We start from the raw sequence: 12,879 nt of genomic DNA on the forward strand, positions 1-12,879 counted from the left end.
CAACCCTGGCCCCGAAAGATTGCCCCGTCAACATCCGTGTATGACAAAGCTGTTACGCACGGGCCATGATCCGTCGCATGGAACCACTCCCGCTGCCTCCGGAAGCCCTTCCCCTGCCGCTGGAAGGCATCACCGTCGTCTCCGTCGAGCAGGCCGTCGCGGCGCCCTTCGCCACCCGGCAGCTGGCCGACCTCGGCGCCAGGGTGATCAAGGTCGAGCGCGTCGACGGCGGTGACTTCGCCCGCGGTTACGACACCGCGGCGGCCGGACTCGCCTCGCACTTCGTGTGGTGCAACCGCGGCAAGGAGTCCCTCGCCCTCGACCTGAAGGACCCGCGCGGCCTGGACGTCGTACGCCGTCTCGTCGCCGGCGCCGACGTCTTCGTGCAGAACCTCGCGCAGGGCGCGGCCGCCCGGCTCGGCCTGGACGCGGCCACCCTGTGCGCGCGGCACCCGAGGCTGATCGCCGTGGACATCTCGGGCTACGGGGCCTCGGGTCCGTACGCCGACAAGCGGGCGTACGACATGCTCGTGCAGTGCGAGGCGGGTCTGGTGTCCGTGACCGGGACAGCCGACCAGCCGGTGAAGGCGGGGATTCCGGCGGCCGACATCGCGGCGGCGATGTACGCGTTCTCCGGGGTCCTCGCGGCGCTGGTGCGGCGCGGGACGACGGGCCGCGGCGGGCCCGTGGAGGTGTCGATGCTGGACGCGCTCGCCGAATGGATGGGGCATCCGCTGCACCATGCGATGCACGGCGGAACTCCCCCGGCGCGCACGGGTCTCGCGCACGCCGTCATCGCACCGTACGACGCCTATCCGACGGCGGACGGCGGCCGGGTGCTGCTGTCGGTGCAGAACGACCGGGAGTGGCGGCGGCTGGCCGAACAGGTCGTGGGACGGCCGGAGCTGGCGGCCGATCCGGCGTACGCGACGAACGCGGCCCGGGTCGAACACCGGGAGCGTACCGATGAGTTGGTCGGGAAGGCTCTGGCGGCGCTGACCGCGGACGAGGCGGTGGCGCGGCTCGAGGCGGCCGGGATCGCGTGTGCGCGGCTGCGGGACGTACGGGAGGTGGCGGAGCATCCTCAGCTGGCGGCCAGGGACCGGTGGCGGGAGGTGGACTCGCCGGTGGGGCCGCTCAGGGCGTTGCTGCCGCCGATCACGCTGCCGGGCGGGGGCGAGGCGCGGATGGGGCCCGTACCCGCGCTCGGGGAACACACCGGGGCGCTGCTGCGTGCCGTGGGGATGACGGACGATGAGATCGCAGCACTGCGCCGGGACGGTGTGGCCGCCTGAGCGCGAGTCGGGCTCCTGTTCGGTGTCGGTCGCCTCTCAGCGACCGGGGCCGCTTCTCAGCGGCCGCCGAACAGGGAACGACGCAGCCGGCGCAGCGGTGCGAAGAGCGAGACCCGCCTCACTCGCGCGCCCCTGCCGGTGCGGTCGTGCGCGGTGTCACGCGTGGTGAGCTCGCGCATCAGGTCCGTCGCCTCGGCCGACTCGCGCTGAGGGATGGCGGGGCCACCCATCACCGAGAGATGGCGGTCGAGGCGCGAGCTTGTCGCGCTGCTGCCACACGTGATCGCAGGGACTCGCGCCCTGCCACGCACTGTTATCTGTTCCATGTCACTCCCCACCCATACGAGGGCACCCGGCCCGGGCAGGTTAACCCTATCGCTCCCTCATCACACTCGTGTATCCCGGGCGCAGGATTCACCTCCCCTGCAAGGCTGTTGACGATTACTCTCCGAATCCGACTGATTCCAGGGCGAGTTGGACAACTGGTGCGGTTGTGGGCTGCGTGGAGCCGCCAGGCGGTTCGACGGTGACAGCGAGTGAGGTCGCGTCCGTATTCAGTTCGGCGGCGACCAAGGGCGTGTCGCCGTCGAGGAGTCCCAGGGAGCGCGGTTTCACCTCTGGTCGCATGAGCCACAGTTGATGAACCCTTCCGTTCGAAGGTGCGCCCAGGCCCGCGGCGGTCACCACGGCGGTGCGCTGCGAGGCGGACGCGACGACGCCGATGCCCTGGCCGCCGGCGTCCCGGCCGGCGGTCGCCCGGGCGTCCGGAGCGGCGAGAACGTGTGCGATCTCACGTGCCTGGGCCTGCTGTTGGTCGAGCTGGTCCTGGGTGCGGGAGGCCTGCATCCCGAAGAGGGCGGCGACGACGAGCGCCGCGGCGGCCGTGGTGGAGGCGAGCGGGACGAGGAACGGCGAGAAGCCGGAGCGACGCGCCCGCGACTGCGGCCGCTGTGCGTGTGCGCGCGGCTGCGGTTCCCCGAAGGCCGTCTCCTGCGGGGTCTGCCGCACGGCCATGAGGACCCGGTCGCGCATCGCGGCCGGGGCCGGGGCGGCCGTGGACCAGGCGAGCCTGACCGCGTCCTCGCGCAGGGCGCGCACCTCGGCGGCGCAGCTGCCGCAGCGCTTCAGGTGCTTCTCGAAACGCTTGTGCTCACGGGGCTCCAGGGCGTCGAGTGCGTAGGGGGCGGCCAGCGAGTGCAGGGCGCGGCGCCGGAAGACGGTGGTCATGCGACACCTCCCAGGCAGTCGCGCAGCCGCGTGAGTCCGTCGCGCATCCGCGTCTTGACGGTGCCGAGCGGTAAGGAGAGCCGTTCGGCCACTTCACGGTACGTGTAGCCGTCGTAGTAGGCGAGGGTGACGGACTGGCGTTGCAGTGCGGTGAGCCGGTCCAGGCAGCGGCGGACCCATTCGCGTTCGAGGCCCGCCTCCACCTCCTCGGCGACCTGGTCGAAGGCGGGGCCGTTGGCGCGCCGGGCCATCTTCAGCTCGCGTTCACCGGCCGCGCGGGCGCTGCGCACCCGGTCGACCGCCCGGCGGTGGGCGAGGGTGAGGACCCATGCGAGGGCGCTGCCCCGGCCGGGGTCGTAGCGTGCGGCGGAGCGCCAGAGTTCGAGGAGCACCTCCTGGGCGACCTCCTCCGACTGGGCCGGGTCCCGCACCACGCGACGCACCAGTCCGAAGACCGGCCCGGACACCAGTCCGTACAGATCCTCGAAGGCCTTCTGGTCGCCTCCGGCCACGAGCACCAGGAGTTCGTCCGCCTCCACCACCCGTTTCCCCCCTCTCCGGCCTGAACGGCCCGTCGTATCCCCACGTATTCGGCGCAGGAACGTCTTCGGATGGGGTTACGGATCAACTGCTTGAAAACGCGGGTGAATCCGAGACCAATCCGTTCCCCCACCGGCTCCGAATGACGTGCATCAGGCAACAGGCTCCGACGCGGCACGAGCGCGAAGGCAGACCACTCGACAGGTCGCTTCCCGCACACATCTCCGCCCGGACAACAGCTTTGGGACAGAGGACGGACGGCATGACACCTAAAACCAGCAGGATCGTGGGACGCAGGAGCCTCGCGACCCTTGTCTGCGGTGCGCTGGCCACCGGTGGGCTAGCGGCCGCCGGCGTGACCGCGCTCGGACCGGTATCGGCGAGCGCCTCAAGCCACCGGGAGGCCCCGCTGATCTCGGGGACACCACAGTTCGACAACACGGACCTGTACGCGTTCGTGAGCCCCGACCATCCGGACACGACGACCCTCGTGGCGAACGTGATCCCGTTCGAGGAACCGGCGGGCGGGCCGAACTTCTACACGTTCGCGGAGGACGCCCAGTACGACATCCACATCGACAACGACGGGGACGCGCAGGGCGATCTGCTGTTCCGCTACACGTTCAAGACACAGGTCAAGAACGACAAGAGCTTCCTGTACAACACGGGGCCGGTCGAGAGCCTCGACGACCCGGACCTCAACATCACGCAGACGTACGACATCGAGCTGCTCAAGCTCAAGGACCAGAAGCTCGTCAAGCGGACGTACATCGCGGACGACGTGCCGGTCGCGCCGTCGAACGTCGGCCAGGCGTCGATGCCGGACTACGGCAAGCTGCGCGACCAGGCGATCCATGAACTCGCCGGTGGCACCAAGACGTTCGCGGGGCAGGCGGACGATCCGTTCTTCGCGGATCTGCGGGTATTCGACCTCCTGTACGGCGGGAACCTGTCGGAGGTCGGCAACGACACGCTCAAGGAATACAACGTCAACTCCATCGCCCTGCAGGTGCCGAACGACCTGATCCAGGAGTCGGCCGAGCAGCCGATCGTCGGTATCTGGTCGACGACGCAGCGCAAGAGCGCCTCGGGTGAGTACCGGCAGGTCTCGCGGCTCGGCATGCCGCTGGTGAACGAGGTCGTCAACCCGATCAAGGACAAGGACAAGTTCAACGCGTCCGCGCCGTGGAACGACGCCGACTTCCTGAAGAACGTCACCGAGCCGGAGCTGCCGAAGCTCATCGAGGCGATCTACAAGATCCCGGCCCCGGACGAGCCCAGGAACGACCTGGTGGACGTCTTCCTGAAGGGCGTACCGGACCTCAACCAGCCGCCGCACGTCACGCCTTCGGAGATGCTGCGCCTCAACACCTCGATCAAGCCGGCGGCCAAGCCCAAGCGGCTCGGCGTGCTGGACGGCGACACCGCGGGCTTCCCCAACGGGCGTCGGCTCACCGACGACGTGATCGACGCGTCGCTGCAGGTCGTCGAGGGTGAACTGCTGGGCGCCAAGAACGACTTGGGCGACGCGGTCGACAAGAACGACCAGGAGTTCGAGAAGGCGTTCCCGTACGTGGCCGAGCCGACCTCCGGATCGCGCGGGCCGCTGGCCAAGGGAACCGACAGCACCAAGGGTGACGTACGCAACCAGATCGGCGACGCCCTGACGCCCGCTGGTGCGAGCGGCAGCGGCGGGGACGACACCACGCTGATCGCCGTCTCGGCGGTGTCGGGCGCGGCCGGGTTCCTGCTGATCGGCACCGGCGTCATGTGGTGGCGCAGCCGCCGTCGGGTGAGCGGCTACTACTGACCCACCCCACCGACTGGCGCGGCCCGCGCAACCCCGTCCCCCACGGCGCGCGGGCCGCGCCGCTCATCCGTGAACTTCCGCTTCCACCGAGGCGATTTCCACCAAGGCGATTGAGGAGAGGGCATGTCCCCGCGTACGAACGACGACGCGCAGCAGAGGGATCGCGCCGACGAGGCCCCGCCGCACGACGGCGAGGACGCCCCGCGTCGGGATGGCGGGGCCGCCCCGGAGGGGAATGTTTCGGAGTCCGGCCGGCGGCGGACGCTGCGGCTCGCGGCGTGCGCCGTCGCCCTCGCCGTCGCGATGACCGCGGGGGCCGTGGCGCTGGGGGCCCGGGACGACGGGGACGTCGGTACGGTGGCGTCCGCGCCCGCCGTCGCACCCGAACTGCTGGCCAGCGGGAGCCTGGCCTCAAGCATCTCCGCGCTCCAGTCCCATCTGAAGGCGCAGCCCAAGGACTTCACCGGCTGGGCCACCCTGGGCGTCGCCTACATCGAGCAGGCGCGCACCAACGGCGACCCGTCGCGCTACCCGCAGGCGGAGCGGGCGCTGGAGCGGTCGCTGAAGCTGAGCCCCGACAACGACCCGGCACTGGCCGGCCGGGCGGCGCTGGCCGCGGCCCGGCACGACTTCCCCGACGCACTGCGGTACGCGGAGGAGGCGCTCGGCCGGAACGCGTACAACGAGCGGGCGCTGTCGACCCGGATCGACGCCCTGGTCGAACTCGGCCGCTACAAGGAGGCGTCGAAGGCCGCCGACGAGGCCGACGCCCGCCGCCCCGGCATCCCGGTCTTCACCCGGTACGCCTACGTACGTGAGCTGCGCGGCGACGTACCCACCGCGCGGCGCGTCCTGGAACAGGCGCTGGCGAATGCCACGGCTCCCGGGGACATCGCGTACGTGGCGACCGCGCTCGGCCAACTCGCCTGGCGCGAGGGCGAGTACGAGACCGCGCTGAAGCACTACGAGCGGGCCCTGCGCGCCGACGGGGCGTACCTCCCGGCGCTGGAGGGCCGGGCCAGGGCGCAGGCGGCGAACGGCGACCGGGCGGCCGCGATCCGGGGCATGGAGGACATCGTGGACCGCTATCCGCTGCCCGGCCCGCTGGTGGTCCTCGGCGAGCTCTACGAGGCCCGCGGCGGCGAGGGCGACAAGGCGAAGGCCCGCGACCAGTACGCCCTGGTGAACGCCTGGACCGCGCTGGCCCGCGCGAACGGGGTCAACGCCGATCTCGACACGGCCCTCGCGGCGGCGGACCACGGCGACCGAGAGGCCGCCCTGCGCGCCGCCCGCGACGAGTGGAAGCGCCGGCAGACCGTCCACACCGCGGACGCGCTCGCCTGGGCCCTGCACGTCAACGGCCGGGACAGCGAGGCGCTGCCCTACGCCCGCCGCGCCACGGCCACCGGCTACCGCGACGCGACCTTCCGCTACCACCGCGGCATGATCGAACAGGCCACGGGCGACAAGAAGGAAGCCCGCGCCAGCCTGTCGTCGGCCCTGAAGCTCAACGCGGGCTTCTCCCCAGTGGGGGCGAAGAAGGCCGAGAAGGCGCTGACTGCGCTGGGCGGTGCCAAGTGAGCGCCCTGGCCCCGCGCGGCCCCCGAGCCTCCCGCGTCCGGCTCGCCCTGCGCTCGCACCGTCGCGCGTTCGCCTCCTTCACGGCCGTGCTCGTGGCCGCCTGCGCGCTCGTACTGATCCCCACCGGCACGGCGGCGGCCCATCCGCTCGGCAACTTCACCGTCAACCGGTACGACGGTCTCGTCGTCGCCCCCGAAGAGCTGCGGGTCGACCACGTGGAGGACCTCGCGGAGATCCCGGCGACCCAGGCCCAGCCCGCGATCGACAAGGCCGGCATGGGAAGTTGGGCCCGGGAACGGTGCGAGACGGCGGCCGGGAAGAGCCGGGTCACCGTGGGCGGGAAGGCCCTCGCGCTGGCCGTCGGTGAGAGCCGCGCCCTCGTGCGGCCGGGGCAGGCGGGGCTCAAGACCCTTCGGGTGGAGTGCCGTTGGACGGCTCCGCTGCCGGCGGAGAACGTATCCGTGCGCTTCCACGCCGCCGTGGACGACGGTCCCGGCTGGCGCGAGGTCACGGCGCGCGGCGACCGTATGACCCTCACCTCCTCGGACGTTCCCGAGAAGTCCGTGTCCCGCGAACTGACCAGCTATCCCCAGGAGTTGCTGTCGTCGCCGGAGGACACCGCGACCGCGTCGCTGCGTGCCGGGCCCGGCGGCCCCGCCCTCGCCGAGGCCGACTCGGACGCCCCCGCCTCCTCCGTACTGCCGCGCGGCGCCGACCGCTGGACCCGCGCACTGGACGACCTCGTGGCCCGCCACGACCTGACCTTCGGCTTCGCCGCGCTCGCCCTCGGCATCGCCGTGCTGCTCGGCGCCCTGCACGCCCTCGCCCCGGGCCACGGCAAGACGATCATGGCCGCCACGGCCGCCGCCCGCGGCAACGCCACGATGCGCGACGTGCTGCCGCTCGCCGCCTCGGTGACCGTCACCCACACCCTCGGCGTGGTCGCCCTTGGCCTCCTCGTCACCGCCGGTTCGGCCGCCGCGCCCTCCGTCATCGCCTGGCTGGGCGTGACGAGCGGCGTCATCGTGACGGTGGCCGGCGCGACCCTCGTACGACGGGCTTGGCGCCAACGGGAACACGGGCATGGGCATGGGCATGGGCACGGCCACTCTCATGGACACGGGCACTCGCACGGACACAGCCACGGACACAGCCACGGGCACGGCCACGGCGATGTCGCCGTCGCGAACGCCAGCGACGAGCACGGTGACAAGCAAGGGCACGACCACGGCTCCCCCCACAGCCACGACCACGGACACGAGCACCCACATCCCCACACTCACCCGCACCCCCACAGCCATCCGCACCCCCACACGCACTCCCACTCCCCCTCTCTCAAACTCAAGGACACCGTTCTCCTCGGTTTCGCGGGCGGGCTCGTCCCCAGCCCTTCCGCCGTCGTCGTGCTCGTCGGCGCCGCCGCGCTCGGCAAGGCCTGGTTCGGGCTGCTGCTCGTGCTGGCGTACGGGGTAGGGCTCGCGCTCACCCTCACGGCGGCCGGGTTCGCCGTGGTCAAGGTCGGCGGCCGGGTCGCGAAGGCGATCGAGAACGGCGCCCGGTGGTCGAGCGGCCGGATCGCGACCCTGCTCCGGCGGGGCACTCCGCTCGGATCCGCGTTCGTGGTGGTGGCCCTTGGGGCTGGATTGGTGTTCAAGGGGGCGGCAACCGCGCTCGGTTGAGCTACTTTTGTTCTGAATCGTGCGGATGCGAATGGGGGGCGACCGTGTCCGAAGATCCGGGCAGTGAACGAGTGATCGCGGGGCGCTACCGTCTGCTCGCGCCGCTGGGTGAGGGCGGGATGGGGACAGTGTGGCGCGCCCGCGACGAGGTGCTGCACCGCGAGGTCGCAGTCAAGGAGGTGCGCGCCCCGGCCGGGCTGCCGACTCCCGACGTCGAGCGGTTGTACGCCCGGCTGGAGCGCGAGGCCTGGGCCGCCGCCCGCGTCGCGAACCGCAACGTGGTGACGGTCTACGACGTGGCGATGGAGGGCGGCCGCCCCTGGATCGTGATGGAACTGGTCCGCGGTCTCTCGCTCTCCGACGTCCTGGACGCCGAGGGCCCGCTGTCGCCGCAGCGCACCGCGCACATCGGCGCGGAGGTGCTCGCCGCGCTGCGGGCCGCCCACGCGGCGGGGGTCCTGCACCGCGACGTCAAGCCCGGCAACGTACTGATGTCCAACGACGGCCGGGTCGTCCTCACCGACTTCGGCATCGCCATGGTCGAGGGCAGTTCGGCGCTCACCATGACCGGCGAGGTCATCGGTTCTCCCGAATTCCTCGCCCCCGAGCGGGCGTTGGGGCGCAGGCCGGGCCCCGAGTCCGATCTGTGGTCGCTCGGCGTTCTCCTCTACGCGGCGGTCGAGGGCAACTCGCCCTTCCGCCAGAGCACTCCGCTCAGCACCCTGCGCGCGGTCGTCGACGAGGAACTGCCGCCGCCGCACCGGGCGGGCCCACTGGCCCCGGTCATCGAGGGCCTGCTGCGCAAGGACCCGGCGGACCGTCTGTCGGCCGAGGCCGCCGAACGGGACCTGCGGCTCGTCGCGGCGGGCGGCACGCCCAGCACGGGCGGTCCCGCGTACGCGCCGACCGTCGCCGCACTGCCACAACCGGCCCCGACCCCACCGATGCCCACGCCCTCGGTCCACACCCCGCAGCGGACCCCGACCGGGGCGACGACCACCACCGCCGAGCCCGCCCATCCCCGGCGAGCCACGATGGTCGTGATCGCGGGCCTCGCCGCCCTCGCGTTCGCGCTCGCGGGGCTGACGTACGCCCTGGTCAACCAGGACGACGGAGGAGGCGGGGGCACCAACGGCGGCACGTCCGAAGGCGGCACGAGCGGCAACGGCGGCACGTCGGGCGGTACGTCGGACGGCAATGACAACGGCGGGAACAACGAGGGCGGCACCGACGGCGGGACGACCAGCGAGAGTTCCGGCACGAACGGCGGCTCGACCACCGGCGGCGGCCAGACGACCAGCGCCCCGCCCGAACAGTCCGTGAAGGTGACCGTCACAGGTTCGAATACCGACTACTCCGGTGTCTGTCCGCCGCCCGGCGCGGAGGCGCCCACCTTCACGGCGACGTTCACGGTGGGCGTCGTGCCGACGGAGGTCGAGTACCGCTGGGTGACGGAGAACGGCGAAGTGTCCGACCCGGGCTGGAAGACCCTCTCGTTCCCCGCGGGCGGCGACAGGACCAAGCAGAACACGGTCCGCGTGACGACGTACGACGAGTCGGGGACGTATCAGAACGAGATCGGCGTGGAGGTCCGCGAGCCGAAGCAGGCGACGTCGAACCGGGTGCCGTTCTCGGTGGCCTGCGAAACGGAGACCCCGACGGACGAGGCCTCCGCTTCCACATCGCCCTAGACGACATCTCCCTAGACGACGGCGACAGCCACAGCGATGACGCCGAACGGCATGGTCAGGCCGCCCCGTTGAGGACCGGCAGATAGCCGCCGGACTGGCCGGCCGCGGTCGGGTGGTAGGACTCGCCGATGTTGAGCAGGTTGAGGCTGTGCAGCCAGGGGCTGCCGGAGCAGATCTCGTGGCCGGTGAAGGTGGGCCGTACGTCGCCGAAGGCGAAGCCGTGGTCGGCGGCCCGCTTGGCGATCGCGCTGTCCAGATAGTCGGCGGCGTTGTTGATGGCGGCCCGTTCCGTCTCGGAGAGGCCTGCCACGCAGCCGCCGTTCAGCTTGTAGAAGCGGGGGTAGCCCAGGACGACCACCTGGGCCGACGGGGCCTTCGCGCTGATCGCCGAGTAGACCGTGTCGAGCTTGCCGGGCAGCGTCGAGTCGACGTACGCCTTCGCCGTGTCGATGCGGGCGAGGCAGGCGCTCGTGGGCTGGAGCACACAGGTCGTCATGACGTCGACGAAGCCGGCGTCGTTGCCGCCGACGGTGATGCTGACGAGCCCGGTGCCGGCGCCGAGCGGGCCCAGCTGGTTCGCCAGAACGTCACCCGTACGAGCGCCCGAGCAAGCCGTGAAGTGGAACGACGAGGGTGAATGCGCGGCCGCCCAGAGGGACGGATACGCCCTCGTGCTGCGCTTGCAGTCGCCGCTGGAACCGATGTAGCCGCCCGCGCCGACGCCGGACGAGTAGGAGTCTCCGAGGGCCACATAGCCGGTGGCGGCGGGTTGTTGGGACGCCTGGGCCGTCGTAGCCCCGGTGAGGGCGAAGGCGGCCGAGAGGAGGAGCGAGGTCACGTATGCCGTAAGTCGGGAACGTCTCATGGAACCTCCCTTTAGCAGGATCTCTGCCTCAACTTTCGTAGCACCGTCCTCAGTTGACAGGAAGTGTCCATGCCAAGACCTTTCAGGACTTACCCCGACCTCCCCGTCGCGTTCACGCCGCGTTCTATTACGTGTTCATGACGGCGCCATGACAAAGCGTCAACCCTCTTGAGCTACGCCTGTAGATCGATCACGCTGCTGTATCAGCCGGTAGCGGAACGCGACGTTCCCGGTCGTGTACGCGATCACGCGCACACCCCCCACACAGTCGTGCGCCCCCACCCCGGCGCACGCTGCCTATGAGGAGGACTCCCTCGTAATGGCACACCTGCGTAGCAAGAAGATCCGGATCGCCGCGATAACCTCCGTGGCCACCGCCGCCCTGCTCGGCGCCGTCACCGCGCTTCCCGCCCAGGCCGCACCGGCCGAGGGCCGGGTTCTCGCGGCGGACTCCCCCACCGCCGTGAAGGGCAGTTACATCGTCACGCTCAAGGACGGCGCGGGCATCAAGGCCGCCTCGGCCAAGGGCAAGAGCCTGGTCACCGGGTACGGCGGCACGGTCAAGAAGACGTTCGGTGCCGCGCTGAACGGCTACACGGCGAACCTCTCCGCGACCGAGGCCAAGAGACTCGCCGCCGACCCTGCGGTGGCCAGGGTCGAGCAGAACCAGACGGTGCACCTCACCGACACCACGCAGTCCAACGCCCCATGGGGCCTGGACCGCGTCGACCAGACGTCACTCCCGCTCTCCGGCACGTACACCTACCCGGACTCGGCGGGCACCGGCGTGACCGCGTACGTCATCGACACCGGCGTGCGCATCACGCACTCGGACATCAGCGGCCGGGCGACGTACGGGTACGACGCCGTGGACGGCGACACCACGGCCTCGGACGGCAACGGTCACGGCACGCATGTGGCCACCACCATCGCGGGCTCGACGTACGGTGTCGCCAAGAAGGCGAAGATCGTGGCGGTCCGCGTGCTCGACAACGCGGGCTCCGGCACCACCGCGGGCGTCATCGCGGGCATCGACTGGGTGACCGCGAACCACAGCGGGCCCTCGGTCGCCAACATGTCGCTCGGCGGCGGCGCCTCGACCACGCTGGACAGCGCCGTGTCGCGGTCCATCACGAGCGGCGTGACCTACGCGATCGCGGCGGGCAACAGCAGCGCCAACGCCTCGTCGTACTCCCCCGCCCGGGTCGCCGCGGCGATCACGGTCGGCGCCACCACCAACACGGACGCCAAGGCCAGCTACTCCAACTTCGGCTCCGTGCTCGACATCTTCGCCCCCGGCTCGTCGATCACGGCGGGCTGGTACACCAGCGACACCGCGACGAACACCATCTCCGGTACGTCGATGGCCACGCCGCACGTCGCGGGCGCGGCCGCCGTCTACCTCGCGGGCCACACCTCGGCCACTCCGGCCCAGGTCTCCACGGCCCTGGTGAACGGCGCCGTCACCGGCAAGGTCACCAGCCCGGGCACCGGCTCGCCGAACCGGCTCCTGAAGATCGTCCCGTAACACCGGACGGCTCGACCCGTTCAACCCGCTTGATCTGAACGCCCGTTCCTCGGAGGCTGCCGGCGGCGCCTCCGGGGAACGTGTGCGTGGTGCGTGTGCGTGGTGCGGCGGAAAATGCGTGTGAACGTCTTCCGCATCTTGACTGCTCCCGGCCCGCTGCGCCACATTGAAGCCCGGCATCCGGCGCGTCGGGGGGCAAAGTCGCCAATGCAGACCTTAGGTAGCAAGCCATCTCCATCAGAGCCATCCTCACCAGACCCGTCTTCATCGGGCGGTGACAAGCGGCCGCGGCAGGATCCGGGGAGGGATCTGCTGACGCTGCTTGCGGGCGCCGCCGTGGCGATCGCGGGGGTCGGTGCGGTACTCGCGCTCGCCGACCTGGACTCACCTCTGCGCGCGCCGTTCACGCTCTTCTTCCTGCTCGCCGCGCCGGGCGCCGCGGTTGCGGCGGCTTTGCGCGGACTGGAACCGTTCGGCCGTGTAGTGGCGTCTTTGTCGGCAGCAGTAGCGGTCAACCTCCTGGTCGCCCAGGGCATGCTCGCGGTGCACCGGTGGTCGGCCCGTGGCGGAATCGCGGCCGTGGCCGCGCTCAGCTCCCTCATTCTCCTGCTGGTCCTGGTACGGCGGCTGCGCGGCCGTACGGTGAGAAGACGGGCTTCCTGA

General features: G+C 71.2%; 11 protein-coding genes. 7 read left to right on the top strand and 4 right to left on the bottom strand.

The annotated features are described in order from the left end of the window. Positions 1-77 precede the first annotated feature (77 nt). On the top strand, positions 78-1,295 hold the full coding sequence (locus AB0I18_RS24180; protein ID WP_363107639.1) for a CaiB/BaiF CoA-transferase family protein: 1,218 nt from the start codon (positions 78-80) through the stop codon (positions 1,293-1,295). A gap of 56 nt (positions 1,296-1,351) precedes the next feature. Here AB0I18_RS24180 and AB0I18_RS24185 read toward each other — a convergent pair whose 3' ends face one another. From AB0I18_RS24185 to AB0I18_RS24195, 3 genes are all read right to left on the bottom strand, one after another. Continuing rightward, positions 1,352-1,621, bottom strand: coding sequence for a hypothetical protein (locus AB0I18_RS24185; RefSeq protein ID WP_363107640.1), 270 nt, complete (start codon positions 1,619-1,621; stop codon positions 1,352-1,354). 115 nt (positions 1,622-1,736) lie between these two features. After that, the gene (locus tag AB0I18_RS24190) at positions 1,737-2,522 is read right to left on the bottom strand and encodes an anti-sigma factor (protein WP_363107641.1); all 786 of its coding nucleotides are present in this window, start codon (positions 2,520-2,522) and stop codon (positions 1,737-1,739) included. Further along, positions 2,519-3,061: a sigma-70 family RNA polymerase sigma factor gene (locus AB0I18_RS24195; RefSeq protein WP_363107686.1), complete on the bottom strand. Its 543-nt coding sequence runs from the start codon at positions 3,059-3,061 to the stop codon at positions 2,519-2,521. Before AB0I18_RS24195 ends, AB0I18_RS24190 begins: the two co-directional genes overlap by 4 nt. Before the next feature lie 263 nt (positions 3,062-3,324). Here AB0I18_RS24195 and AB0I18_RS24200 point away from each other — a divergent pair, with 263 nt between their 5' ends. The 4 genes from AB0I18_RS24200 to AB0I18_RS24215 all read left to right on the top strand — a co-directional run bounded on the left by AB0I18_RS24200 (position 3,325) and on the right by AB0I18_RS24215 (position 9,823). After that, positions 3,325-4,872: a DUF4331 domain-containing protein gene (locus tag AB0I18_RS24200; protein WP_363107642.1), complete on the top strand. Its 1,548-nt coding sequence runs from the start codon at positions 3,325-3,327 to the stop codon at positions 4,870-4,872. A 123-nt stretch (positions 4,873-4,995) separates the two neighbouring features. Next, the gene (locus AB0I18_RS24205; protein WP_363107643.1) at positions 4,996-6,453 is read left to right on the top strand and encodes a tetratricopeptide repeat protein; all 1,458 of its coding nucleotides are present in this window, start codon (positions 4,996-4,998) and stop codon (positions 6,451-6,453) included. Positions 6,454-6,500: 47 nt separating this feature from the next. Beyond that, positions 6,501-8,132: a sulfite exporter TauE/SafE family protein gene (locus AB0I18_RS24210; protein WP_363107687.1), complete on the top strand. Its 1,632-nt coding sequence runs from the start codon at positions 6,501-6,503 to the stop codon at positions 8,130-8,132. A gap of 44 nt (positions 8,133-8,176) precedes the next feature. Beyond that, the gene (locus AB0I18_RS24215; RefSeq protein ID WP_363107644.1) at positions 8,177-9,823 is read left to right on the top strand and encodes a serine/threonine-protein kinase; all 1,647 of its coding nucleotides are present in this window, start codon (positions 8,177-8,179) and stop codon (positions 9,821-9,823) included. 55 nt (positions 9,824-9,878) lie between these two features. Here AB0I18_RS24215 and AB0I18_RS24220 read toward each other — a convergent pair whose 3' ends face one another. Continuing rightward, positions 9,879-10,688, bottom strand: a complete 810-nt coding sequence (locus tag AB0I18_RS24220; protein ID WP_363107645.1) for an SGNH/GDSL hydrolase family protein — start codon at positions 10,686-10,688, stop codon at positions 9,879-9,881. A 319-nt stretch (positions 10,689-11,007) separates the two neighbouring features. Between AB0I18_RS24220 and AB0I18_RS24225 the strand changes: the two genes are divergently transcribed. Together AB0I18_RS24225 and AB0I18_RS24230 are read left to right on the top strand one after the other, a co-directional pair. Continuing rightward, positions 11,008-12,216 (top strand): S8 family peptidase, encoded by a 1,209-nt coding sequence (locus tag AB0I18_RS24225; RefSeq protein ID WP_363107646.1) that lies wholly within the window; start codon positions 11,008-11,010, stop codon positions 12,214-12,216. Between the two features lie 336 nt (positions 12,217-12,552). Continuing rightward, positions 12,553-12,879: a hypothetical protein gene (locus tag AB0I18_RS24230; RefSeq protein WP_363107647.1), complete on the top strand. Its 327-nt coding sequence runs from the start codon at positions 12,553-12,555 to the stop codon at positions 12,877-12,879.

Source organism: Streptomyces sp. NPDC050704 (genome assembly GCF_040654355.1).
GTDB lineage: Bacteria > Actinomycetota > Actinomycetes > Streptomycetales > Streptomycetaceae > Streptomyces.